22 protein-coding genes and 1 tRNA gene are annotated in these 24956 nt (G+C 71.5%); 8 read left to right on the forward strand and 15 right to left on the reverse strand.

Going from position 1 to position 24956, the window contains the following annotated elements; translation table 11 throughout:
* Positions 1-54 precede the first annotated feature (54 nt).
* Positions 55-753 carry a FadR/GntR family transcriptional regulator gene (locus tag ACWDX6_RS10365; protein WP_451484522.1) on the reverse strand — a complete coding sequence of 233 codons (699 nt, stop codon included), beginning with the start codon at positions 751-753 and terminating at the stop codon, positions 55-57.
* 118 nt (positions 754-871) lie between these two features.
* On the opposite strand from ACWDX6_RS10365, the gene lpdA reads away from it, so the two are divergent.
* Positions 872-2275 (forward strand): dihydrolipoyl dehydrogenase, encoded by a 1404-nt coding sequence (gene lpdA, locus ACWDX6_RS10370; RefSeq protein ID WP_451484523.1) that lies wholly within the window; start codon positions 872-874, stop codon positions 2273-2275.
* Between the two features lie 44 nt (positions 2276-2319).
* Entirely contained in the window at positions 2320-3078 is a 759-nt protein-coding gene (locus ACWDX6_RS10375; RefSeq protein ID WP_451484524.1) for a rhomboid-like protein, read from the forward strand.
* 107 nt (positions 3079-3185) lie between these two features.
* Here the strand turns inward: ACWDX6_RS10375 and ACWDX6_RS10380 are convergent, their stop codons facing one another.
* From ACWDX6_RS10380 to ACWDX6_RS10420, 9 genes are all read right to left on the reverse strand, one after another.
* Positions 3186-3992: an HAD family hydrolase gene (locus ACWDX6_RS10380; RefSeq protein ID WP_451484525.1), complete on the reverse strand. Its 807-nt coding sequence runs from the start codon at positions 3990-3992 to the stop codon at positions 3186-3188.
* Positions 3989-5278: a serine--tRNA ligase gene (serS, locus tag ACWDX6_RS10385; protein ID WP_451484526.1), complete on the reverse strand. Its 1290-nt coding sequence runs from the start codon at positions 5276-5278 to the stop codon at positions 3989-3991. The genes ACWDX6_RS10380 and serS overlap by 4 nt, the downstream gene beginning before the upstream one ends.
* A 573-nt stretch (positions 5279-5851) precedes the next feature.
* A complete protein-coding gene (gene pheA / locus ACWDX6_RS10390; RefSeq protein ID WP_356887390.1) occupies positions 5852-6787 on the reverse strand; it encodes a prephenate dehydratase in 936 nt (311 codons plus the stop codon).
* A 47-nt stretch (positions 6788-6834) separates the two neighbouring features.
* Positions 6835-8097, reverse strand: coding sequence for an iron uptake transporter deferrochelatase/peroxidase subunit (gene efeB / locus ACWDX6_RS10395; protein WP_451484527.1), 1263 nt, complete (start codon positions 8095-8097; stop codon positions 6835-6837).
* Between the two features lie 4 nt (positions 8098-8101).
* Positions 8102-10036 (reverse strand): copper resistance protein CopC, encoded by a 1935-nt coding sequence (locus tag ACWDX6_RS10400; RefSeq protein WP_451484528.1) that lies wholly within the window; start codon positions 10034-10036, stop codon positions 8102-8104.
* Between the two features lie 22 nt (positions 10037-10058).
* Complete coding sequence (locus ACWDX6_RS10405) at positions 10059-10526, reverse strand: copper chaperone PCu(A)C (RefSeq protein ID WP_451484529.1); 468 nt, start codon at positions 10524-10526, stop codon at positions 10059-10061.
* Positions 10523-11233 (reverse strand): SCO family protein, encoded by a 711-nt coding sequence (locus tag ACWDX6_RS10410; RefSeq protein WP_451484530.1) that lies wholly within the window; start codon positions 11231-11233, stop codon positions 10523-10525. Before ACWDX6_RS10410 ends, ACWDX6_RS10405 begins: the two co-directional genes overlap by 4 nt.
* A gap of 35 nt (positions 11234-11268) precedes the next feature.
* Complete coding sequence (locus ACWDX6_RS10415; RefSeq protein WP_451484531.1) at positions 11269-12036, reverse strand: YcnI family copper-binding membrane protein; 768 nt, start codon at positions 12034-12036, stop codon at positions 11269-11271.
* A 115-nt stretch (positions 12037-12151) separates the two neighbouring features.
* Positions 12152-12967: a hypothetical protein gene (locus ACWDX6_RS10420; RefSeq protein WP_451484532.1), complete on the reverse strand. Its 816-nt coding sequence runs from the start codon at positions 12965-12967 to the stop codon at positions 12152-12154.
* 206 nt (positions 12968-13173) lie between these two features.
* Between ACWDX6_RS10420 and ACWDX6_RS10425 the strand changes: the two genes are divergently transcribed.
* Complete coding sequence (locus ACWDX6_RS10425; RefSeq protein ID WP_451484533.1) at positions 13174-13626, forward strand: ATP-binding protein; 453 nt, start codon at positions 13174-13176, stop codon at positions 13624-13626.
* Positions 13627-13785: 159 nt separating this feature from the next.
* Here ACWDX6_RS10425 and ACWDX6_RS10430 read toward each other — a convergent pair whose 3' ends face one another.
* Positions 13786-15270, reverse strand: a complete 1485-nt coding sequence (locus ACWDX6_RS10430; RefSeq protein WP_451484534.1) for an aminopeptidase P family protein — start codon at positions 15268-15270, stop codon at positions 13786-13788.
* Between the two features lie 128 nt (positions 15271-15398).
* Entirely contained in the window at positions 15399-16904 is a 1506-nt protein-coding gene (locus ACWDX6_RS10435; RefSeq protein WP_451484603.1) for a PP2C family protein-serine/threonine phosphatase, read from the reverse strand.
* Positions 16905-17319: 415 nt separating this feature from the next.
* Between ACWDX6_RS10435 and ACWDX6_RS10440 the strand changes: the two genes are divergently transcribed.
* Both ACWDX6_RS10440 and ACWDX6_RS10445 read left to right on the forward strand, forming a co-directional pair.
* Positions 17320-18015 carry a bifunctional DNA primase/polymerase gene (locus ACWDX6_RS10440; protein ID WP_451484535.1) on the forward strand — a complete coding sequence of 232 codons (696 nt, stop codon included), beginning with the start codon at positions 17320-17322 and terminating at the stop codon, positions 18013-18015.
* Positions 18016-18303: 288 nt separating this feature from the next.
* Positions 18304-18885 carry a hypothetical protein gene (locus tag ACWDX6_RS10445; RefSeq protein ID WP_451484536.1) on the forward strand — a complete coding sequence of 194 codons (582 nt, stop codon included), beginning with the start codon at positions 18304-18306 and terminating at the stop codon, positions 18883-18885.
* Between the two features lie 213 nt (positions 18886-19098).
* On the opposite strand, the gene ACWDX6_RS10450 is transcribed toward ACWDX6_RS10445, so the two are convergent.
* The 3 genes from ACWDX6_RS10450 to ACWDX6_RS10460 form a co-directional block, all read right to left on the reverse strand.
* Entirely contained in the window at positions 19099-20067 is a 969-nt protein-coding gene (locus tag ACWDX6_RS10450) for a DUF5926 family protein (protein WP_451484537.1), read from the reverse strand.
* A 293-nt stretch (positions 20068-20360) separates the two neighbouring features.
* Positions 20361-20963, reverse strand: coding sequence for an ATP-binding protein (locus ACWDX6_RS10455; RefSeq protein ID WP_451484538.1), 603 nt, complete (start codon positions 20961-20963; stop codon positions 20361-20363).
* 72 nt (positions 20964-21035) lie between these two features.
* On the reverse strand, positions 21036-21857 hold the full coding sequence (locus ACWDX6_RS10460) for a glycerophosphodiester phosphodiesterase (RefSeq protein ID WP_451484539.1): 822 nt from the start codon (positions 21855-21857) through the stop codon (positions 21036-21038).
* A gap of 178 nt (positions 21858-22035) precedes the next feature.
* On the opposite strand from ACWDX6_RS10460, the gene ACWDX6_RS10465 reads away from it, so the two are divergent.
* The 3 genes from ACWDX6_RS10465 (at position 22036) to ACWDX6_RS10475 (ending at position 24934) form a co-directional block, all read left to right on the forward strand.
* Complete coding sequence (locus tag ACWDX6_RS10465; protein WP_451484540.1) at positions 22036-23499, forward strand: S1C family serine protease; 1464 nt, start codon at positions 22036-22038, stop codon at positions 23497-23499.
* Between the two features lie 45 nt (positions 23500-23544).
* Positions 23545-23631 (forward strand) — tRNA-Ser (locus tag ACWDX6_RS10470).
* A 283-nt stretch (positions 23632-23914) separates the two neighbouring features.
* The gene (locus tag ACWDX6_RS10475; protein WP_451484541.1) at positions 23915-24934 is read left to right on the forward strand and encodes a DUF1906 domain-containing protein; all 1020 of its coding nucleotides are present in this window, start codon (positions 23915-23917) and stop codon (positions 24932-24934) included.
* Positions 24935-24956 lie beyond the last annotated feature (22 nt).

Below are 24956 nucleotides of genomic sequence, written 5' to 3' on the forward strand. Positions count from 1 at the left end.
TTCTTCTGCGTACGGGTTCGTTCTGCGTACGGGTTTCTTCTCCGTACGGGATATTCAGCGGCCGGGCGGCGGGGGCACGGCGGTGCCGGCGAGCAGGGCGACCGTGTCCATCGGGACGCGCAGCAGCTCCCGGGCACCCGCCTCCGCGCCCGCCGCGTCCCCCGCCTCGATCGCCCCGACCAGCGCCTCGTGCGCGTCGATGTCGACCGGGGGCATCTCCCGGTCGCCCAGCGCCTCCACCAGCACCTCGTGCACCTGGGCGGAGAAGAAGCGGTACACCTCGACGAAGGCGGCGTTGTGCGTGGCCTCGACGACCGCGAGGTGGAAGGCCATGTCCGCGTCCGCGTCGCGGTCGCCCTCCTCGCGCAGGGTCGCCAGGGCCGCCCGCAACCGCAGCAGGTCGCGGGTGTCCCGCCGTACCGCCGCAAGCCGCGCGGCCTCGGTCTCCAGGGCGACCCGCAGCTCCAGGACGTCCCGCGCACCCGCGTGGCGCATGCCGCGCAGGACGGCGGCCGGGTCGGCCGTCGACCTGACGAATGTGCCGTTGCCCTGGCGCGACTCCAGCAGACCCGCGTGGACCAGCACCCGTACCGCCTCGCGGACGGTGTTGCGCCCGACGCGCAACTGCTCGGCGAGCTCGTGCTCGGTCGGAATGCGGTCGCCGACCGCCCACTCGCCCTCCGCGAGCTGGGCCCGCAGCTGCTCCACCACGGAGTCCACCAGCGAGGTCCGACCCGCCGCCTTGAGCGCCATCACCACTCCCTATTCGCCCGGTTGCCCAGTCATCCTACAAGTGGGTCGCTCGGGTCCCCGGGATTACTGTGGGCTCGTACGCGGACACGAACATCCTCACCACCTTCGGGAGTCAGCCATGTCAGACCGCTTCGACGTCGTCGTACTCGGAGCTGGCCCCGGCGGCTACGTCGCCGCCATTCGCGCCGCTCAGCTGGGCAAGCGGGTCGCGGTCGTCGAAGAGAAGTACTGGGGCGGTGTCTGTCTGAACGTCGGCTGCATCCCCACCAAGGCACTGCTGCGCAACGCCGAGCTCGCCCACATCTTCAACCACGACGCCAAGACGTTCGGCATCAAGGTCGACGGCACGCTCTCCTTCGACTACGGCGAGGCGTTCCGCCGCAGCCGTACGGTCGCGGACGGCCGGGTCAAGGGCGTCCACTACCTGATGAAGAAGAACGGGATCACCGAGTTCGACGGCCGGGGCACCTTCCTCGACGCGAACACGCTCCAGGTGGCGAAGTCCGACGGCACGACGCAGACGATCGCCTTCGACAACTGCATCATCGCCACCGGTGCCACGCCCCGCCTGCTGCCCGGCACCGCCCGCAGCGAGCGCGTGGTGACCTACGAGGAGCAGATCGTCGCCGAGGACGTCCCGCAGTCGATCGTCATCGCGGGCGCGGGAGCCATCGGCATCGAGTTCGCGTACGTCCTGCACAACTACGGCGTGAAGGTCACCATCGTCGAGTTCCTCGACCGGATCGCCCCGCTGGAGGACGAGGACGTCTCCAAGGAGCTGGCCAAGCAGTACCGCAAGCTCGGCATCGACGTCCTGACCTCCACCCGTGTCGAGACGATCGACGAGTCGGGCCCGCAGGTCCGTGTCACCGTCACCGGCAAGGACGGCGCCCAGAAGGTCCTGGAGGCCGACAAGGTCCTCCAGGCCATCGGCTTCGCTCCCAACGTCAGCGGCTACGGCCTGGAGAACACCGGCGTCGCCCTCACCGAGCGGGGCGCGATCGACGTCGACGGCCGCTGCCGCACCAGCGTGCCGCACATCTACGCGATCGGCGACGTCACCGCCAAGCTGATGCTCGCGCACACCGCCGAGGCCATGGGCGTCATCGCCTCCGAGACCATCGCGGACGCCGAGACGATGGAGCTCGACTACCCGATGATCCCGCGCGCCACCTACTGCCAGCCGCAGATCGCCAGCTTCGGCTGGACCGAGGCGCAGGCGCGGGAGAAGGGCTTCGACGTCAAGGTCGCCAAGTTCCCGTTCACGGCGAACGGCAAGGCGCACGGCCTCGGCGACTACACCGGCTTCGTGAAGATCATCAGCGACGCGAAGTACGGCGAGATCATCGGCGCCCACCTGATCGGCCCCGACGTCACCGAACTGCTGCCCGAGCTGACCCTGGCCCAGCAGTGGGACCTGACCGTCCACGAGGTGGCGCGCAACGTGCACGCCCACCCGACCCTGGGCGAAGCGGTGAAGGAAGCGATCCACGGCCTGGCCGGCCACATGATCAATTTCTGAGGCTTCTCAGGATTCCCCCATCTCACCGTGGTAGGCACGGTGGCGTGACGGGCGAAACACTCCCGGGTGGCGAACCGTCCCGGCCGATCAGGTCGTGGGTGCGTTCGTCACCCGGTACGCATCTCTGGCTGCTGATCATCGTGATCACCGGCCTCGTCATCGGGCTGTCCTCCGACGGCCTGGAGCACTATCTGCTGCACCGCAACAGCAGCAATCTGCACCAGCTCTCCCGCCACCCCGTCCAGGCGCTGCTCGGCAGCGCGTTCTGGATCGAGACCCCGTCGGCCCTGCCGCTGTACGCGTTGCTCTTCGAGGCCCTCCACGCGCCCGTCGAACGGTGGATCGGGACGCCGAGGTGGCTCCTCACCGTCGCCACGGCCCATGTCGCGGCGACGCTCATCAGCCAACAGCTGGTCCTGGAGGCCATCCAGGACCACGACGTGCCACGCAGCATGGCGCATGTGGTGGACATCGGCGTCAGCTACGGCCTCGCGGCGTCGGCGGGCGTCCTGACGTACCGGCTGCCCCGGCCGTGGCGTCGGCTCTACCTGGCGGCGGCGGTGGCGTTCTTCGCCGTACCGCTGTGCATCCGGCACACGTACACCGACGTCGGTCACGCGCTCTCGCTGGTGATCGGCCTGGCGTGCCGGCCGCCGGCGCGCGGAAAACCGGTGGCCGTCCACGGGCCCCCTCCCGCACACTTGTTCGGCGGGGGACGTCTTCCTCGCCTGGGACCGGGGAGGAGTACGACGATGACCGACGCCAGTTCGAGCCGGAGTTCGAGTCCGTCGGACTTCTCGTAGCGCGGCGCTTTCCGAGCGCCGCCGGGGCGGTCGCTTCGAGCGCGCGGTTCCACCGCGCGGACCGCCCTCCCGCCGTCTCGGGGCTAGCGCCCCAACAGGCTCCGGGGCTAGCGCCCCAGCAGGCGCTCCAGGACGACCGCGATGCCGTCGTCCTCGTTCGACGACGTCACCTCGTCCGCCACGGCCTTCAGCTCGTCGTGCGCGTTCGCCATCGCCACGCCCCGCGCCGCCCACGCGAACATCGGGATGTCGTTCGGCATGTCCCCGAACGCGATCGTCTCCGCCGCCTTCACGCCGAGCCGGCGCGCGGCCAGCGACAGGCCCGTCGCCTTGCTCAGGCCGAGCGGGAGGATCTCCACGATGTCCTGCCCCGCCATGACGACGTCCACCAGACTGCCGACCGTCGCGCGGGTGACCCGGGCCAGCTCGTCGGCCGACAGGGTCGGGTGCTGGATGTAGACCTTGTTCAGCGGGGCCGACCACAGCTCCGAGGGGTCCTCGTACGGGACCGACGGCAGCCGGCCTCCGAGGACGCGGTAGCCGGGGCCGACCAGGACTTCCCCGTCCAGGCCGTCGCGGCTCGCGGCCAGCGCCAGCGGGCCCACCTCCGCCTCGACCTTCGACAGGGCCAGTCCCGCGAGCTGCCGGTCCAGCGTGAGCGAGGTCAGCAGGCGGTGCTCGCCCGCGTGGTACACCTGCGCGCCCTGACCGCACACCGCGAGCCCGTCGTAACCGAGGTCGTCGAGGATGTGCCGGGTCCACGGCACGGACCGGCCGGTGACGACGATGTGCGCCGCCCCCGCCGCCACCACGGCGGCGAGAGCGTCACGCGTGCGCTCCGAGACGGACTCGTCGTCACGCAGCAGCGTGCCGTCCAGGTCCGTCGCGACGAGCCGGTAGGGAAAGGAGCTCACTTGGAGATCGGCTCCAGGACCTCGCGGCCACCGAGGTACGGCCGCAGGACCTCGGGCACCCGCACCGAGCCGTCGGCCAGCTGGTGGTTCTCCAGAAGCGCCACGATCGTGCGCGGTACGGCGCACAGCGTGCCGTTCAGCGTCGCCAGCGGCTGGACGACCTTCTTGCCGTCGCGGTCGTCACGCATCCGCACGGACAGCCGGCGCGCCTGGAAGCCGTCGCAGTTCGACGCCGAGGTCAGCTCGCGGTACTTCCCCTGCGTCGGGATCCACGCCTCGCAGTCGAACTTCCGCGAGGCGGAGGCGCCCAGGTCGCCGGTGGCCACGTCGATGACCTGGAACGGCAGCTCCAGGCTGGTCAGCCACTGCTTCTCCCACTCCAGGAGACGCTTGTGCTCGTTCTCGGCGTCCTCCGGAGCGACGTACGAGAACATCTCGACCTTGTCGAACTGGTGGACCCGGAAGATGCCCCGGGTGTCCTTGCCGTAGGTGCCGGCCTCGCGGCGGAAGCACGGGGAGAATCCGGCGTAGCGCAGCGGCAGCTTGTCCGCGTCGATGATTTCGTCCATGTGGTACGCGGCGAGCGGCACCTCGGACGTACCGACGAGGTAGTAGTCGTCCTTCTCCAGGTGGTACACGTTCTCGGCGGCCTGGCCGAGGAAGCCCGTGCCCTCCATGGCGCGCGGACGGACCAGCGCCGGCGTCAGCATCGGGATGAACCCGGCCTCCGTGGCCTGCGCGATCGCCGCGTTGACGAGCGCGAGCTCGAGGAGCGCGCCGACGCCCGTGAGGTAGTAGAAGCGCGAGCCGGAGACCTTGGCGCCCCGCTCGACGTCGATGGCGCCCAGCGCCTCGCCCAGCTCCAGGTGGTCCTTGGGCTCGAAGCCCTCGGCCGCGAAGTCGCGGATGGTGCCGTGCGTCTCCAGGACGACGAAGTCCTCCTCGCCGCCGACCGGCACGTCCTCGTGGACGATGTTGCCGAGCTGGAGGAGAAGGGCGCGCGCCGTCTCGTCGGCCTCGTTCTGCTCGGCCTCGGCGGCCTTGACGTCGGCCTTCAGCTGCTCGGCCTTCCGCAGGAGCTCGGCGCGCTCCTCCGGGGTGGCCTTGGGGATCAGCTTGCCGAGCGCCTTCTGCTCGGAACGGAGCTCGTCGAAGCGGACGCCGGACGACCTGCGCCGCTCATCGGCGGAGAGCAGGGCGTCGACGAGCTCGACGTCCTCTCCACGGGCGCGCTGGGAGGCGCGAACACGGTCGGGGTCCTCACGGAGCAGGCGAAGGTCAATCACCCCACCAGGCTACCGGTGCGGGCTCTCGGCCCCCCACCCGATATAGCCGAGCGTGTCACTTTGCCCTAATTGCCGCAAATGGGAAATGCTCTGCCTATTCGTCAATAAACAGGGGGCGAGCCCCGAAAAGGGGCGGAGCGCCCGGGGCGGCTCGACCGAACCGCCGAGTCGATCACGTGACTTCTCCACAGGAGGGCGAGGCTCCGGCGAGTTATCCACAGGGTGTGCGGGAGTTCTGTGGATCACGGAGGAGATCATTCCGAATCGGGCACCGGCGCTCGAGAATTCTCCGACCAAACCCCCCTCGCCCACTCATTCGGGTGGGAATTCCTCGCCCTAAAGAGTTGATCAAGGGAATTGAGCTGACACGGGCAGACGTGCGGCGCTGTGGACGCATGCGAGTAACTAGGGCGATTTGTCGATCATGTCTGCAAGCATTATCGACTTGTCCCCAGGTCGAGAGAGGGTCTGTGGATAACTTCTGTGGGCAAGTGAAAAGTATGCAGGTAGGACTAATGGTCCAAACCTGTGGACGGCCGCCCCCGGCCACGGGAGCGATCGGGGACTATCTCCTCAGGCCCGACCGTCCTGGGCCCTCGCCAGCCAATCGGAGGCCGCCATGAACTCCGCGTCCGACGTCCCGAGCCGCAGCGCCCGTACGTCCTTCTTCGCGACGCCCGCTCGCGGGTACGACCCGAGGAACCGCACCTGGGGGCAGATCCGCTTCAGCCCCATGAGCGCCTCGCCCACGCGCCGGTCCGAGATATGGCCCTCGGCGTCCACGGCGAAGCAGTAGTTGCCGATGCCGGCGCCGGTGGGGCGGGACTGGATCAGCATCAGGTTGACCCCGCGCACGGCGAACTCCTGGAGCAGTTCGAGGAGCGCACCGGGGTGGTCCTCGCGCAGCCACAGCACGACGGAGGTCTTGTCCGCGCCGGTGGGCGCCGCCGGCCGGGCAGGGCGGCCGACGAGGACGAAGCGGGTCTCGGCGTTCTCCGCGTCGTGGATCTCGGTGACCAGCGACTCCAGACCGTAGGTCGCGGCCGCGAACTCACCGGCGAAGGCCGCGTCGAAACGGCCCTCCTGCACGAGCCGGGCACCGTCCGCGTTGGACGCGGCCGACTCCCACAGGGCATCGGGCAGATGGGCGCGCAGCCAGTTCCGTACCTGCGGCTGGGCGACCGGATGGCCGGTGACGGTCTTGATCTCGGAGAGCTTCGTTCCCGGCCGTACGAGCAGGGCGAAGGCGATGGGGAGGACGACCTCGCGGTAGATCATCAGCGGTTCGCCGGAGGCCAGCTCGTCCAGGGTGGCGGTGACCCCGCCCTCCACCGAGTTCTCGATCGGTACGAGCGCGGCCGCGGCCTCTCCGTTGCGTACGGCGTCCAGCGCGGCCGGGACGGAGACCATCGGGACGAGTTCCCGGGTCGCCGCCTCGGGCAGCGTACGCAGCGCGGCCTCCGTGAAAGTGCCTTCGGGGCCGAGATACGTATACCGGGTGGCTGACATACGGTCACCCTAATAGGCGCCGACGGCGCACGCCTCGCCCGAGCGGGTCACGACTCCAGAAGCCGCTGGCCCACGTACTCGCCCTCGGCGGGCCCGCCGGGTACCGCGAAGAGGCCGCTCGACTCGTGCCGGACGAAGGGGGACAGGGCGTCGCCCCGGTCGAGCTTGCGCTGGACCGGTACGAAGCCGCGCAGCGGATCGGCCTGCCAGCAGATGAAGAGGAGACCGGCGTCGGGAGTCCCGTCCGGGCCGATCCCGTCATGGAAGGAGAAGGGCCGGCGCAGCATGGCAGCTCCGCCGTTCTGTTCGGGGGCGGAGATACGGGCATGGGCGTTGTCGGGGATGACCGGTTTCCCGTCCGGGCCGAGCTTCTCCAGGTCCGGCTCGGTCGTCTCGGTGCCGCCGGTGAGCGGGGCGCCGTCCGCCTTGCGCCGTCCGATGACCTTCTCCTGCTTGTCCTGGGACAGCTTCTCCCAGTCGTCGAGCAGCATCCGGATCCGGCGGACGACGGCGTACGAACCTCCGGCCATCCATTCCTGCGTCCCGGCCGCCCCCTGCGGGACGAAGATCCGGCGGTCGAAGTCGGGGTCGCTCGGCTTGGGGTTGCCGGTTCCGTCGATCTGGCCCATGAGGTTCCGGGCCGTCATCGGGCGGGCGGTGGCGCCGGCCGACCGGTTGAAGCCGTTCATCTGCCAGCGGACCCTGGCCGCGGCGCCCGCGTCCTTCTGCAGCGCGCGCAGGGCGTGGAAGGCGACCAGCGCGTCGTCGGCGCCGATCTGCACCCACAGGTCGCCCTCCGACCGCTTCGGGTCGAGGGCGTCGGCGGAGAAGGCGGGCAGCGGGTCGAGCTGCGCCGGGCGGCGCGTGGTGAGTCCGGTACGGCCGAAGAAGGAGTGGCCGAAGCCGAAGGTGACCGTCAGAGAGGAGGGACCGGCGTCGAGCGCGATGCCCGTGTCGTCGGTGGACGGCTTGCCCTCCATGAGCGCCTTCGCCGTCACCGACCAGCGGCGCAGCAGGGCGGCGGCTTCCTTGCGGCCCGCGCCGGGGGCGAGGTCGAAGGCGACGAGATGACCCCGGGACTGAAGCGGAGTGGTGATCCCCGCTTGATGTTTCCCGTGAAACATCACCTCTGTCGACCCGACCGTGGTCAGGGCGGGGGAGGCGCCGGACCCGGCCTCCGAGCCGCCCCCCGAGACGGCCGCGTACATCCCGGCGCCGCCGGCGGTGCCGAGCGCGAGACCGGCCGCGCCCGCCGCACCGACCGTGCCGAGCATCCGCCGCCGGGAGATCTCAAGGTTGTCGTCGCTCATGAGGTCAGCCGATCTTCACGTTCTTGTCGATGGTGGTCTGGTCGATGTCGGAGGTGCGGACGGTCACCTGGATCTGCCATTCGCCGGGCATCGGGATCTGTACGCCGCTGGCGCTCCAGTGCCCGGTCTGGATCCGGTCCGGTACGACGGGGAGCGGGCCGACGTCCTTCTCCTTGAGGGTGAAGGCAACCTTGACCTCCGGGACGTCGAGGGGGCGTCCGTTGGGCCGGTCCACATAGATGTGCAGGGCGTTGGCTCCGGTGCGGCCCGGATCGAGGCTCAGCCGTACGGTGCCCTTGCCGTCCACGCCCCCGGTGTCGAACGGGAGGCGGATGTCGACGGGCCGGTCGGGTACGGCGGTCGAGCCGGAGACGGAGGACCGGCCGGCCTCCTCCTCCGTACGGGCGGGCTCCGTCGACGTCAGTACGGTCGTCACGGCGAGCAGCACCACGGCGACGGCGGCTTCGGTCAGTACGGAGCGCCGGAGTCCGGAGCGCTCGGGGTCGGCGTCCCTGTCCCGCTTGCGGCGGGCGGTGGCGACGGCGGCCCGCTGCCGGGCGAGCTGCGCGGCGCGCTCGGGGTCAACGGTTTCCGCCCGTACGCCCTCGGCGACCTCCGCGCCCTCGGCGACCCCCGAGCCCTCCGCCGCCTCGTCCTCGGTGGCCGTGTCCGTCTCGCCGGACGCCTCGGTCCTCGCCGGTGCGCCCAGTCGCCGGGTCCAGCGGCGCGAGACCCAGGCGATGCCGACGAGCACGGCGACGAGTCCGATCTTGACGAGCAGGAGCCTTCCGTACGAGGTGCCGGTCAGCGCGGACCACGATCCGACCTGCCGCCAGGACTGGTACAGCCCGGTCGCCGCCAGGACGAGCACGGCGCCGAAGGCGATTGCGGAGAAGCGCTCCACGGCGGCCCGTTCGATCCCGGGTGCCCGGTACAGCGCGACGAGCAGGGTCGCGAGGCCGCCGAGCCAGGCCGCCACCGCGAGCAGGTGCAGGATGTCGACGGGCATGGCGACACCCGGCTGGAGACCCGTGGAGGCGTGTTCGGCGAGTGCCCAGGTACCGGCGATGCCGGCCGCCACCACCGTGCCGCCGATCGCGAGTCCGAAGGTGAGGTCCTTCTTCTCCTTCTCGTCGGTCCGTTTCGTGTACGCCCCGAACAGCACGGCCACGAAGAGCGCCGCCGCGCCGAGGAGCATCAGCCGGGAGATCAGTGCCGCGCCCGTCTTGGTCTCCAGGACCGCCTTCAGTCCGCCGAGGTCGAAGGCGTCGGCGAGCTCTCCCGATCCGGTGTACGGGTTGCGGAGCAGCAGCATGGCGAGGGTGGCCGCGGTGAGGGTCAGCCAGCCCCGGACCACGAGCCGTTGGACCGGCCGGGCGCTCGCGCCGCGCGGCCAGCAGGCGAGGACGAAGACGCCGCCGCCGACGAGGACGGTGAAACCGGCGTACGCGAGATAGCGCGCGATGCCGTACAGCGCGCCGACGAGTCCGCCGCCGGCCTCCCGGTCGGGCAGGGCGACGGAGGTCTGCGACGGGGCGCCGATGGAGAAGGTGAAGGCGCCCGCGATGGGGTGGCTGTCGGCGGAGACGGTCTGCCAGGCCACGGTGTAGGTGCCCTCGGGCAGGCCGGAGCGGAGCCCCACGCCGTACCGGACGATCGATCCGCTGCACAGATCGCGGATCTCGCCGGTGTCGACGCGCTTTCCCGACGGGTCGAGGACCCGGATCGAGTCGGCGCTCATGGCGACCTGTTCGGAGAAGGTGAGGTTGACGTCCTTGGGGGCGGTGGCGACCACCGCCCCGTCCCTCGGGTCGCTGCCCGTGAGCGCGGCGTGCGCGGACGCGGGAGCGGCACCGGCGAGCAGGGTGCCCAGCAGTGCGGCCACGACGAGCAGCAGCCGGGTCAGGGCGGTTCCGAGGCGCGGGGCGGTGGCTGGCATGTGTGTCAGTCCCTCGACTGGCTCAGTGCTGCTTCGGGTTGTGGGTGGCGGCCTCGACGGGGAGGTCGACCTTGATGGGGCCCGACTTCTCGAAGTGCAGCTCGATGCTGACCTTCTCGCCCTGCTTCGGCTTCTGCTTGATGTTCATGAACATGATGTGGTCGCCGCCCCGCACGAGCTTCAGCTCGCCCTTGGCGGGGATGTCGAAGGACTTCACCTCCCGCATCTTCTGGTCCTTCGTCTCGTGGATCTCGACGTCGTCCGAGAGGGGGCTGGTGACGGAGGTGAGCTTGTCCGCGGTGTCGCTGTCGTTCTCGATGGTCAGGAAGCCGCCGGCCATGTCCATCACGGGCTGGGGCATGAAGGCGCCGCTGACCTTCAGCCTGGGCTCGTCGCCGGAGCCGTCGGACGAGCACCCGGTCAGCGCGGACCCGCAGGAGAGCGCGAGGGCGGCGAACAGGACGGTGGTGCGGGTGGTGCGGCGGTTCACGGGTTCTCCCCCTTGATGAGCTTCGGCAGGTCCTTGGCGTATTCGTCGACGGTGGTGTCCTCGCCGTACAGGACGTAGCCCTGGTCGGTCGTGGGCGAGAACGCGATCACCTGGGCTCCGTGCATGGAGACGACCGAGCCGTCCTTCTCCTTCTTCGGCGGGTCGATGCCGATGCCGATCTGGCGGGCACCCGCCTGGATGGTGGAGAAGTCACCGGTGAGGCCGGTGAAGGAGGGGTCACCGGCGGCCGGCAGCCACTTGGCGAGCTCGGCCGCGGTGTCCCGCTCGGGGTCGGTGGTGACGAAGACGACCTGGAGTCTGTCCTGGTCGGCCTTGGGGAGCTGCTTCTTCGCGATGGCGATGTTGCTCATCGTCAGCGGGCAGACGTCGGGGCAGTGGGTGTAGCCGAAGTAGATCAGGGTCGGCTTGCCCTTGGTCCGCTCGCGCAGGTCGTACGTCCTGCCCTGGGTGTCGGTGAGGACGAGGTCGGGCTTGGCGAACGGGCGGTCGAGGACGGTGGCCGCCTTGGTGGTGTCGGTGGCGCTGGAGATCTCGGCGACGGGACCGGCGCCGGCGCTCGTGGTGTCGTCACCGGACAGGCTGACGACGGCCGTGACGCTCAGGGCCGCGACGGCGGCGGCCACGGCGACGATCAGGGGGGCGCGTCGGCTGGGCCGGGTCCGCTCGTCGTTCTTCTGGACAGACATGGAGTTCTCTCTCGGGAAGGGCTCGGGCCGGGGCGTCAGGCCGAGCGGCGGCGTCCGGCGAGCACGCCGAAGGCGACGCCCGCGATGCCGATGAGGATGCCGACGACGGCGAGGACCCGCGCGACGTTGTCGCTGGAACCGGCGTCGGCGGTCTCGGTGTGGCCGTTGGCACCGGCCTTCTCGCCGTGACCGGCCGAGTCCTCGGCCTTGCCGCCGGCCTGGTCCTCGGCCTGGTCACCGGTGGTGGCGCCGCCGTGGTGGTCGTCCGCCGCCGCGGAGAGCTTCAGTACGGGGGCCGGGTTCTGCGGTTCGGCCGCGCCCTCCTTGGGCTCCTCGATCCAGCGGACGACCTCGTTGTTGTCGTAGGTCTGGATGGCCTTGAGGACGAGCCGGTCGGTGGTCTCCGGCAGCTGTCCGAGGGAGAGCGGGAACTGCTGGAACTGGCCCGGGCCGATCTTCGAGCCGTCGGCGGTCCAGGTGACCTTCGCGACGGCCTCGTTGATCTTCTTGCCGTGCAGCTCCAGCGGCTTGGCGAGCTTGGCCTTGGTGACCTCGGCCTTCCAGCCCGGCACCGGCTGCGGCATGACGGAGGCGAGGGGGTGGGCGGTGGGGAAGTTGATCTCGACCTTGACGGTGGAGGCGTTGTCGCGCTCGTTGGGGACCTTGACGTTGACGGTCGCGTAGCCGCCCTTCGCGGCCTCGCCCTGGGGCTGCACGCTGACATGCGCGAAGGCCGTGCCGGAGAGCAGGACGACGGAGGAGAGGGCGACGCCGCCGACGGCGGCGAGACGGGAAACGTTCATGGCGGAGGACACTCCAGCTCTGAGGAGAAGGTGAGCGTCGCCCGGCGCGCCGACGGTTTCGACCGGTCGTGCGTGCGGGGGCGACCGCGGACCCGCTCCCTTCGAGCGGTCCGCGTCAGGCTGCGAGGACGCAGGCGGCGGCCGGCGGGCCGCGCCGGATCAGCGTGTGCTGGAGTGCCTCCGCCACCGGCGGCGGCGGGTCGTCGGCCGCGGTACGGACGGGGCGGCGCGGCGTGCCCGCCGGGACCCCGGGAAGGCCGGCGAGCAGCGCCCGTACGAGAGCGAGCGCGGCACGCAGCGACTGGACGAGGGCGGCCTCGGCGAGCCCGGTCGCGCCCTGCGCCGAGAGCTGGACGAGCCGGCGCAGCGCGAGGTCGCCTCGGCGCAGCAGCCAGCCGGTGGCGAGTGCGGCCAGGAGGTGGCCGATCACCATGGGCGGGTTCGGCAGCAGCTCGGCGCTCTGCGGAGCGCCGGCGGCCAGGTGGCCGGCGTGGACGTGCCCGCCCGCGGCGGCCGGGTCGAGGCCGGCGTCGGTGATGATCCGGCCGGCGTCGGCCGGGCTGAGGGAGGCGGCACCCGCGCCGCAGACCAGTTTGGCGGCCATGCGGATGAGTGCGTCGTTCGCCTCCGCCCCGAGGCCGGGGCCGGGCGAGGCGCCCGCCCCGAGTGGGAGAGGTCGCTGCCCGAGCCCGAACAGCGTGTGCAGCCCGAGCTGTCCGACGGTCAGCGCCCCGACGACGAACCGCAGCGAGCGTTCCCGCCCCGTGAAGAGCAGGATGCTCGCGAACACCCCCAGGAAACCGGCGAGCACGCTCCACAGGGCGATGCCCGCGCAGGCGGCGAGGGCGTGTCCCAGGCCGGACAGCACGACACAGACCGCGGCGAACACCGCGGCCCGCAGCAGCTGGGGTCCGAGCGTGGGGGCAGACATGGCCGCCCCATCATCGCACCAGCGCCCCCGCCGCCATGCGGCAGGTCCGGAAGGTCACACTTGGGGCGTCTTCAGGCCGACATACACCGGCGCGTGGTTTGCGTGCATCCGCCGAATGAGGGCTGTTGTGCTCCCGGAGGGCTTACGGACGGCAGAGCGCGGCAATACGTATCGGTAATGTCGAGCCGCGGCCGGGAGGCTGGAGCATGAGCATCTGGTGGTCTCTCCATCTGCGGCGCGAGGCTGCGAGCGTTCCGCTCGCCAGGCGGCTCCTCCTCGGCACGATGGAGACGGCGGGCGTCGATCCGGACATCTCCTACGAGCTGTCGGTCGCGCTGACCGAGGCCTGCGCCAACGCCGTCGAGCACGGCGGCGACCAGGCCATGGGCGACGCTTCGGAGGCGTACCGGGTGACCGCCTATCTGGACGGCGAGACCTGCCGTATCGAGGTGGCCGACTCGGGGCCGGGGTTCCCGGGGGGCCGGCCCGCGACGGTCCAGCGGGCGGCACCGGACGGCGAGAACGGCCGCGGACTGCGGCTGATCGAGGAGCTGGCCGACCATGTCCACTTCGGCAACAGAACGGGCCGGGGCGGGGCCGTGGTCAGCTTCGACAAGATCGTGAAGTGGCGGGCCGACGCGCCGCTGGCGCTGACCTGACCCGCACCGGCCTCATCCGCGCCGGCCTGACAGCGCTGACCTGACCCGCGCTTATCCGCGTACGTTCGAGCGCGAGCGCGAGAAAGCCCCCGCCGATACCGATACCGATACAGGTACGCGGATCGGCGAGGGCTTTCTCATGCTCAAGGCGGCGGTGGATCAGCCCTTCAGGCCGGCCATCCACGCCTCGACCTCGTCGGCCTGGCGCGGCAGCGAGTCGGAGAGGTTCCGGTTGCCGTCCTCCGTGACGAGGATGTCGTCCTCGATCCGGACGCCGATGCCGCGGTACTCCTCCGGCACGGTCAGATCGTCGGCCTGGAAGTACAGACCCGGCTCGACGGTCAGGCACATGCCCGGCTCCAGCGTCGTGTCGACGTACGCCTCGGTGCGCGCGGCGGCGCAGTCGTGGACGTCCATGCCGAGCATGTGACCGGTGCCGTGCAGGGTCCAGCGGCGCTGGAGGCCGAGCTCCAGGACGCGCTCGACCGGGCCCTCGATCAGGCCCCACTCGACGAGCTTCTCGGCGAGCACCCGCTGGGCGGCGTCGTGGAAGTCGCGGTAGGCGGCGCCGGGCTTGACCGCGGCGATGCCCGCCTCCTGCGCCTCGTACACGGCGTCGTAGATCTTGCGCTGGAGTTCGGTGTACCGGCCGTTGATCGGCAGCGTGCGGGTCACGTCGGCGGTGTAGAGCTCGTTGGTCTCCACGCCGGCGTCGAGCAGCAGCAGCTCGCCGGAGCGGACCGGGCCGTCGTTGCGGACCCAGTGCAGGGTGGTGGCGTGCGGGCCGGCGGCGCAGATGGAGCCGTAGCCGATGTCGTTGCCCTCGACGCGGGCGCGCAGGAAGAACGTGCCTTCGATGTAGCGCTCGCTGGTCGCCTCGGCCTTGTCGAGGACCTTGACGACGTCCTCGAAACCGCGGGCGGTGGCGTCGCAGGCCTTCTGGAGCTCGGCGATCTCGAAGTCGTCCTTGACGAGCCGGGCCTCGGAGAGGTAGACCCGCAGCTCCTCGTCGCGCTCGGCGGTGACCTTGTCGGTGAGGGCCGCCTCGATGGCGGCGTCGTGGCCGCGGACCACGCGGACCGGGCCGGTGGCCTCCTTGAGGGCGGCGGGCAGCTCGCGCACGTCCTTGGCGGGGATGCCGAGCAGCTGCTCGGCCTCGGTCAGGGAGTGGCGGCGGCCGACCCACAGCTCGCCCTGGCCGTCCAGCCAGAACTCGCCGTTCTCGCGGTTCGAGCGCGGCAGCAGGTAGATCGTCGCGCGGTGGCCGGCCTTCGCCGGCTCGAGCACCAGGACGCCGTCCTGCGTCTGGTCACCGGTGAGGTAGGCGTACTCGGTGGAGGCGCGGAAGCTGTACTCGGTGTCGTTCGAGCGGGTCTTGAGGTTGCCCGCGGGGATCACCAGCCGCTCGCCGGGGAAGCGCGCGGACAGCGCGGCGCGGCGGGCCGCGGTGTGCTCGGCCTGCGCGATCGGCGCCAGGTCGTGCAGCTCGGTGTCGGCCCAGCCGGACTTCATGTTCTCGGCCAGCTCGTCGGAGACGCCCTGGTAAAGGCCGTTCTTGCGCTGCTTGATCGGCTCTTCGTCCGCTGCGTCAGCAACGAGATCCAACTCAGCTTCCGGGGTCTCCGGGGTGAGCTCCTCGGCCACGGGTCTGCCTCCTCTTGGTACGACACTGAACCTTCACCATCGTACGGTCGTACGGAAGAGGGCCCCAGGGCCGTAAGTCCCCTGGCCGGCGAGCTGACCGGTGAGTCATCCGGCCTGTCGTGTCCCGCTCACTCGAAGCGGGCGGCGAGCAGGACCACGTCCTCTCCGTCGGCGGTGTCGCCGAGCCCGTCGGGAAGCATCGTGCGCAGAACATGGTCGGCGACGGCGGCCGGGTCGGTCCGGTCCGCCTTCGGAACGCTCACGGCGGCGGCGTGCAGCCGGGCGAAGGCGCGGTCGATGGGGTCGCCGGTGCGGCGGAGCAGTCCGTCGGTGTAGAGCAGCACCGTTTCTCCGGGCGCGGGGACGAGCTCGACGCTGGGCGCCTCCCAGCAGGCGAGCATGCCGAGGGGCGCCGACAGGGAGGTCTCGACGAACTCGGTGCGGTGGTCCCCGATGATCAACGGCGGGGTGTGCCCAGCGCCCGCCAGCACGATCTTGCGCTGCTTGGGCTCGCAGTAGGCGAAGAGCGCGGTCGCCGAGCGGGCCGGTTCGGTGAGCCGGAGGAGGAGTTCCAGGTCGGAGAGGACGGCGACGGGGTCCTCGCCTTCCATGACGGCGTACGCCCGCAGGGAGGCGCGTAGTCGTCCCATGGCGGCGAGCGCGCTGGGGCCGGTGCCGGAGACGGAGCCGACGGCGAGTCCGAGGGCGCCTTCGGGCAGCGGGAGCGCGTCGTACCAGTCGCCGCCGCCCTGGGGGCCGGTGCGGTGGCGGGCGGCGAGCTGGACGCCGGGCACGCGGGGGAGGCGGCTGGGGAGCAGCTCCTCGGCGACGGTGGCCACCTGGACCCGGGCGCGCTCCAGCTCCAGGAGGCGGGCGAGGTGCTCGGTGGCGTACCGGCCGTAGAGGCCGACGAGATGGCGCCGGCGTTCGGAGGGTTCGGCGGGTTCGTCGTACAGCCAGACGACGGCGCCGAGTCTCCCGGCGGCCTCGGTGGCCAGCGGAAGGGCGTAACTGGCGGCGTAGCCCAGGCGGGCGGCGACTTCGCGGTGGCGCGGGTCGAGCTCGGCCTCGCCGAGCAGGTCGGGTACGGCGACGGGGCCGGGGATCGCGACCGGATCGGGGAAGCCTTCGAGGATGCGGCCGTAGGAGGTGGCGCTGCGCGGCACGGTCTCGATGGTGCCGAGGTCGGCGTGGGCGAGGCCGAGGCCGACGGTGGTGGCCGGGCCGAGTCCGTCGGCGGGTTCGAGGACCGCCATGCCGCGGCGCGCGCCGACGAGGGTGGCTCCGGCGCTGAGCAGTTCGTGCAGCGCGTCGTCAAGTGAACCGGTCCTGACCAGGCGCTCGGTGAGTTCATGGAGGGTGGTGAGGTCGGAGACCCAGCCGGCCAGCCGGTCCTGGATCAGTGCGCCGGGCGGGAGGGGCGCGGCGGGCACGCCCGGGAGGGGCGTCGCAGTGTGCGTGGGAGAGGGAACCGTTGAATCGATTCCAGCCACTTTCGGCAGGTGAGGGGCGCTCATAGCAGTCGGCTTTCCGACTGGTGCGTTTCGCGCAATAGCATCGCAAACCCCCATGTCATTCTGCGCCGCTATCCATGCATCCACATGTACACGCACAAGAGGAGCGATGTCCAGCATTGTCCCCACGGGACTTGTGGTGTCTATGGGGTTCTGCAGAAGGGTTGAAGTGCGAGGGAAGTTGGCCGAAAATTGCCCTCGGTGTGCACCTTTCGCGGTCGACTGGCGACGTTTGAAAGCGCGTCATCCCGAGCGTGCTGGGTACGTAAACGGTGACAGTCAGGGGCAGTTGACGCTGCTCCGGAACCTGACGCGGAGCCCGGGCGTCTTCATCGCCGCAGGCCGCACCGATCCCCGAGTGGCGGGGAACGTGTTTCGAGTGGCCCGAGTGGATGACGAGCTGCGGCTCGGTCCGTCCCGCCCCGTCGGCACGGGGCGGCGAACCGCCGACCTTGTACGCGCTGATACGCACAGTGAAGTGATCTGCACGTGGTGTGATGTGGATTCGGCGTTCAACGGAAAGGAACGAGCGCACATGCGCGAGATCCTCGGAAGGCGACGCAGGCTCCGGTTCCGGCGCAAGGGGAGGACCGCCCAGCTCGACGCGGCGCTCACCTGCGCTCTCGAGTGGGACTGGCCCGTACTGCCCGGCGTGGGGCTGAAGGCGACGACGACACGGGCCGCGGCCCGCGGGTCGGGAGGGGCGGGCTGCGCCTGCCCGGACCCCGAGTGCGTGGTGCCCGGCGCGCACCCCTTCGACCCGGGACTGCTCGCGGCGACCACGGACGAGCGCATGGTCCGCTGGTGGTGGACGCGGCGGCCGGACGCGCCGATCCTCCTGGCGACCGGCGGGGGCGCGCCGTGCGCGGTGAGCCTGCCGGCCGTGGCGGGGGCGCGGGCCCTGGTCGCGCTCGACGCGATGGGCATGCGGCTGGGCCCGGTGCTCGCGACCCCGACGCGATGGTCGCTGATGGTCGCCCCGTACAGCCTTGAGCGGCTGGGCGAACTCCTCTACGCGAAGGACAGCGTGCCCAGTTCGCTGCGTTTCCACGGCGAGGGCGGCTACCTCCTGCTGCCGCCGTCGGTCGCGGGTACGGGCCAGGTGCGCTGGGAACGCGCCCCACTGGCCGGCTCCGCCCGTCCCTGGCTGCCGGACGTGGAGGCCGTGGTCGACGCCCTGGTGGAGGCGAGCACGGGCGCGCCGGGCGGCGGCAGCAGACTCGCCTACTGATCGGCAGCGGACTCGCCTGCTGATCCGATGCGGGCCGGGGCGCGGGGCGTACGCGCACGCCGGCCCGACACCGTAAAGGCATCGGCCTCGGCATCGGCCTCGGATCAGCCTGGGCATCGGCATCGGCCTCGGCAACCTCGGGTTGTCGGGGCCGTTTGTGTCACTCGTACGGGTGCGAGCCGGACCCACTTGTACGGAAACGGGCGCGGGGCGTGCGGCGCGCCCGCGATCCGCCGATATCTTCGGCGCACCGTTCACGAGTCGCAGCCAGCCGGGCAGGTGGGTCCCATGAATCTCCGCATGATCGGGCTGGGGGCCGCCGTGGTGTGCGCCACGCTTCTGCCGCTGGCCGCCCTCGCGAGCCCCGCGGCCGGCCCGGGCCCCTCCGACGACGCGAAGGCGGCGGATGGCCGCGGCGGGGCCGACGGCGGCCTGCTGTCGGGTACCGGCCTGGTCGTCGGGGGTCCGGCTTCCGCGTCCGCGTCCCCTTCATCACCGGCGCACGCCCGGCCGCCCGCGCGCGCCTCGCGCTGCGGACCCGAACTCACCGCTCCCGACGGGATCGAGGCGCAGACCTGTGTCATGACCGAAGGGCCGGACACCTGGGGGCGTACGTACTACCGCAATGCCACCGGTCGGGAGCTCGAATCCGTCCTCACCCTGATGGGGCCCGGCGGACGGACCGTACAAGTGCGTTGCTCGATCACGGCGCAGGACGAACCGGGGGCGTGTGAGACGCCGAAGGAGCGTGCCCGGGGAGAGGCTTCGGCATATTCGGCGGTCTCGGAATTCGCGGGAGCGGGGGAGGGCGGGAGTGCGCCCCTGCTTCTGCGCTCCGGAAGCAACCCGGCGGGGCCGACCGGGAGTTGAGCCGGGCCGGGAACCCGATGCGGGCATGAGAAGGCCCGGTCGCTGGCGACGGGGGATGCACCAGCGACCGGGCTTCTAGAACCGTAACAAGAGATCTGCTGTTCGCAAATTCGATCTCGGTTATTCGGACAGGTATTTTCCCGGCCTCTGCGGGGAGTTGTGGCCGAGGTCACCGACTGGTCGGTCTGTCAGTCACCACCGCCACCCCGGGGGTCAGCTGAGAGTGACCTGGCGGTTGGTCAGGCCACCACGGGCCCGACGCTCCTCCTGCGTGAGCGGGGCGTCCGAGGCCAGCGCCGCGGCCAGCCGCTCGGCGAACTCGGCGGCCGGCTTCTCGCACTCCTCGGCACCCATCGCCGTCGGCAGGTCCCAGACGGGAACCATCAGGCCGTGCGCCCGGAAGGAGCCGACCAGACGGGTGTCGTCGCCCAGCGAGGACGTACCGGCCGCGTGCAGCCGGGCGAGCGCGTCGAGGAGCTTCTCCTCGGGGTGCGGCATGACCCAGCGCAGGTGGTTCTTCTCCGGGGTCTCGCACCAGTACGCGGATTCCACACCGGTCAGCTTCACCGTCGGGATCGCGGCGGCGTTGGCACGCTCCAGGGAGGCCGCGACCTCGGGGTTGGAGTTCTCCGCGGATTCCGGAATCCAGAATTCGAAGCCCGAGTGCACGACCGGCGCGAAATCGCCGTCCGGGTCGAGCAGATCCTGCAGGCGGGGGCCCTCGGCCGGCACGCGACGGGGGGTGACCGGAGTGCCGGGCTCCGCCTCCAGGGCGCGCTGGAGCGTGTCCGCGAGATCGCGGGCGAGGTCGCCGGAGGTGGAGTCGTTCTGCAGCGCGAGGAGCACGGAGCCGTCGTCGCGGCGCAGCGCCGGCCACGCCATCGGCAGCACGGTCGCGAGCGTCACGGACGGCACGCCCTCGGGCAGCCCGTTCTTCAGCGGCAGCGGGACGGTGGCGGCGGGCACCAGCTCGCGCAGGGCGACCCAGTCGCACTCACCCGGCAGGCCCTCGAAGGGGCGCTGGACCAGCTCGGTCACGGCGTGCGCGGCGGCCCGGCCGTGACACGCCTTGTAGCGGCGGCCCGAGCCGCACGGGCACGGTTCGCGTGCGCCGACGACCGGGATCTCCCCGTTCGTGACCTGTGCTGCGGCGGCCTTCGTCTGGGGGCGCTTCTTGGCCATGGTGTGGCTTTCTCCCGATAGCGGCGGTGCGGTGGTGCAGCGCGGTGCGCGGTGCACGGCTCTGTGTCGGGCGAGCCTAGCCGCCCGGACGCGCCACGGGGCTCAGGCGGGAAGTCCGGTCCGCCTGCTGGGCATCCGCCGGGGCCCGGGGGCCCATGTGTGGCTGCCCGATGGCCCCGGCCCTTGGTCCGTACGCCTGTAGAGCCGTCCGTACCGCCCGGGCGGTCGGTCCGGGTCAGTCGTACGTGCCGCCGCCGGATCACCCCGGCTCGTCGTCCGTACCGCCCGCGCGGTCAGTCCAGGTCGTCGTACGCGTCCAGGAAGTCGAAGCCGGAGCCGCCGCCCACCCGGGCCGCGAAGTCCTCGCGGCGATGGCCTTCGGTGACGACCACCCAGACCGTGACCTCGCCCGTCGCGCTGTCCCGTACGCCCCAGTCCCGGGCGAGCGCGCTGATGATGTTCAGCCCACGGCCGCCGCGCGCGGTGACCGAGGGCGTCGACGGAACGGGCCGTGTGGGACCACCGCCGTCCGTCACCTCGACCGTCAGACCGCCCGACGCGTCGATGTGCCAGGCCGCACGGACGTCCCCCTCGCCCATCTCTGCCCGGCCCAGCGGCCTGCCGTGCCGGCAGGCGTTGCTGAGCAGTTCGGAAAGGATCAGTACCGCGTCGTCGACGACCGATTCGGACATGCCGCTGCGGTGCAACTGCTCCCGCATACGGTGTCGCGCCTCACCCACGCCCGCAGGGCCATGGGGTACGGCCATGCTCGACGACGTGGGCACCTCCTGTGCCACCACCAACGCCACCCCCGAGACCTCCTTTGCCCCACGCCACGGTGTGGATGCCCCAATGGACTGGACCGGAAACCGGCCGATACGCGTGCGGTGACGCACTCGTGACGATCGAGTACGGACCGAACGCGCCGGTGCACTCCCTGTAAGGCGCGATACGGGAGGGGAAAGGGATTAAAGACGTCCCAATTGGGACAGGACCTGCTTCGGCCGATTGGTGATGATCGCGTCGACACCGAGCCGCTCGCACAGCTCGACGTCCTCAGGGTCGTCCACCGTCCACACGTGGACCTGGTGCCCCGCCTTCTGGAGCCGCATGATCACGGTGGGGTGGTGGCGGACGATCCGGATCGACGGTCCGGCGATCCGCGCGCCCGCCGGCAGGCGTCCGTCGCGCAGCCGGGGGGTGAGGAACTGCGTCAGGGAGACGGTGGGCAGGTGCGGCGCCGCGGCCGCGATCCGGAGCAGCGAGCGGGCCGAGAAGCTCATGACGCGTACGGGCGATTCCTCCGGGGCCGACGGCGCGGCCAGGCCGAACCGCTGGAGCAGCTGGATCAGCCGCTCCTCCACCTGGCCCGCCCAGCGGGTGGGGTGCTTGGTCTCGATGGCCAGCTCGACGCGCCGCCCGGCGTCGGAGACCAGCTCGAGGAGCCGTTCCAGGGTGAGTACGGAGGTGAGTCCCGGGTCCTTCCAGTCCGGGCTCTCGCCCGCCTCCTCGCGGCCTTTCCAGACGCCGAAGTCGAGGGCGGCGAGGTCGGCGAGCTCCAGGGCGGAGACGGCGCCGCGACCGTTGGAGGTGCGGTTGACGCGCCGGTCGTGGACGCAGACGAGGTGGCCGTCGGCGGTGAGGCGGACATCGCACTCGAGGGCGTCGGCTCCGTCCTCGATGGCCTTCACATAAGCGGCGAGGGTGTGTTCCGGGGCGTCGTCGGAGGCTCCGCGGTGGGCGACCACCTGGACGGGGCCGCGGTTCGTGTGCTGCCGTGCGTGGGTCACCGCGACATGGTGCCATTGGCGGCGCGGTCGTACGGGATCGCGTCCGTTCTGTCCGTAAATAAAGAAAGGCGTGCGGACGCACAGCTCCGGCTTACAGTGGCCTGACACGCTGTGGGAAAAGCTGTTCGCACACAGAGCCCGCATTTCATCCACCCGCGCAGTACACGAGGAGAGAGCTGTGAGCACCGAGAACGAGGGCACGGCGGTTCCGGCGGACCCGACTGCCCCGTCCGCCCCTCCCGCCCCTCCCACGCCTCCAGCCCCTTCCGTACCGCCTGCGTCGACGGTGGACGCGCCCGAGCCGGCAGCGGTGCCGGAGGCGGCGCCCGGACACTCCCCCCGGTCCGAGCCCGCCACGGCGCCGCTGCCTGTGACGCCCCCGGCCGACGTTCCGGCCGGCGCGGCCGCGCACGCGTCGGCGGCCGACCAGGCGACGGGGCACGCGGGCGGCTGGTCCCCGCCCCCGCCGGCTCCGCCGGTCTGGGGCGCGCCCGTCCCGACCCCGCCGACGGGCCCGCGGAAGCGGACCGGCGGCCTCGTCGCGGCGGTCCTGGCGGCCGCGCTGGTGGCCGGCGGTGTCGGCGGCGGGATCGGTTACTGGGCGGCCGAGCGCGGGGAGAGCGGGACGAGCTCCACGACGGTGTCCGCGGGCGACTCCCCGGCCTCCTTCAAGCGCGACCCGGGCACGGTGGCGGCCGTGGCCGCCAAGGCGCTGCCGAGCGTCGTGACCATCCAGGCGAAGTCCGGCGGCGGCGAGGGCGAGGGCGGCACGGGCACCGGCTTCGTGTACGACAAGGAAGGCCACATCGTCACCAACAACCACGTGGTGGCCTCCGCGGCGGAGGGTGGCGGCACGCTCTCGGCCACCTTCTCCAACGGGAAGACGTACGACGCGCAGGTGGTCGGCCGGGCGGAGGGTTACGACGTGGCCGTCCTGAAGCTCAAGTCGGCGCCGGAGGGCCTGACTCCGCTGCCGCTCGGCAACTCCGACGCCGTGGCGGTCGGCGACTCGACGATCGCGATCGGCGCGCCCTTCGGGCTGTCGAACACGGTCACCACCGGCATCATCAGCGCCAAGAACCGGCCGGTCGCCTCGGGCGACGGCTCCAGCGGCAAGAACTCGTACATGAGCGCCCTGCAGACCGACGCCTCGATCAACCCGGGCAACTCCGGCGGCCCGCTGCTCGACGCGAGCGGCGCGGTGATCGGCATCAACTCGGCGATCCAGTCGACCGGCAACGGTTTCGGCCAGTCCCAGGCGGGCTCGATCGGCCTGGGCTTCGCGATCCCGGTCAACCAGGCCAAGAACGTGGCCGAGCAGCTGATCAAGACGGGCAAGCCGGTCTACCCGGTGATCGGCGCGACGGTGAACATGACCGAAGAGGGCGAGGGCGCGACCATCGCGGACCAGGGCGCGGGCGGCACGCCGCCGGTCACCCCGAACGGCCCGGCGGCGAAGGCGGGCTTGAAGGCGGGCGACGTGATCACCGGCTTCGGCGACCGCCAGATCGACAGCGGCCCGACGCTGATCAGCGAGATCTGGACGCACAAGCCGGGCGACTCGGTCAAGGTCACCTACGAACGCGACGGCAAGACGGCGACGACCACGGTCACCCTCGGCGAACGCACGGGCGACAACTGACCGGCTAGGCTGTCCCCCGCGCCGACCCTTACGGGACTGGCGCGGGGTGGGTTGCCCGAGCGGCCTAAGGGAACGGTCTTGAAAACCGTCGTGGCAGCGATGTCACCGTGGGTTCAAATCCCACACCCACCGCAGGTGAACGGCCCCTGACCAGCAACAAAGGTCGGGGGCCGTCTCGTTCCCGGCACCGAGACACTCGGTGTTTCCCGTGAGTTCCGGGTCGATCGCGGCGCCGGACGCGCCCGGGAGGCGATGACCAGCTTCTACCGCGTCGACCTGACCGGTCTCGGCGCGGCCAGGGCACTGGTCACGGCAGGCACCGGGGTTCCCACGTCCGGGTTGATCCTGGGCACGGACGGCTGAGGCGACGGCCCGAGCGGTGGCCGGACCGGGCGGGTGGCCCTTCACTCGCCCCATGGAAAGCTCCCTGAACGTGACGGGGCCTCACCACCGGTCCGTACGGGCACGGGTCCTGGGCCCCGCCGTCGCGGCCGCGCTCACCGCCACGGTGCTCGCCGCCCCGGCCACGGCGCCAGCGCCCCCGGAAGCGGCCCCCGCCCCACCCGCCCGCGCCGACGCCCCCGCCCCGCCCGCCCCGGCCTTCGCACCCCCGGCCGCCCCTTCGCCGTCCGATCCCCTGCCGGACGACCCCTCGCCGGCCGCGTCCACGTCCCCCGCCAGCGTGCCGCCCGCCGCTCCCGCCGCTCCGTACCAGCGCTTCCTGGGCCGGGCCTTCGACACCTGCGAGGCGCCCTCCCTGGCGGTGATGGAGGCCTGGCGCGCCTCCCCGTACCAGGCCGTCGGCATCTACTTCGGAGGCCGGGGCCGAGGCTGCCTCACCCAGCGGCACCTCACGCCGTCCTGGGTCGCCTCGGTGCACGCGATGGGCTGGCGGCTGCTCCCGCTCTTCGTCGGCTCCCAGGCGCCCTGCGTCTTCGCCGAGCACAAGAAGGACGTCCCGATCGGGTCCACCCCCTGGCTCCAGGGCACCCAGGAGGCCGGTGAGGCCGTGAAGGCGGCCCGCGCGCTGGGGATCGGCCCCTCGAGTCCGCTCTATCTCGACATGGAGGCCTATCGGTTCACCGACACGTCCTGTGCCGCGACCACCTTGCTCTTCGTCCGCGCCTGGAATCGCGAGGTCCGCCGCCACGGCTATCTGCCCGGCTTCTACAGCAGCGCCGACACCGGCGTCCGCCACATGGAGCAGGCGCGGAAGGCCGGGGCCGAAGACCTCCCGGCGGTGATCTGGTTCGCGCGCTGGGCCGGCGCGCCGGCGCTGTACACGGAGCCTGTGCTGCCCTCCACGGCCTGGCGGGAGTACGGGCGGATCCACCAGTACGCGGGCAACGTCGCGGAGTCGTACGGCGGCAGCCGGCTGGTGATCGACCGCAACTCGACCGACGCCCCGGTCGCCCACGTCCTGCCCGCCTCCTGACCCCCGGCCCCCGACACGCCCG

The organism is Streptomyces sp. NPDC003027 (assembly GCF_053591435.1).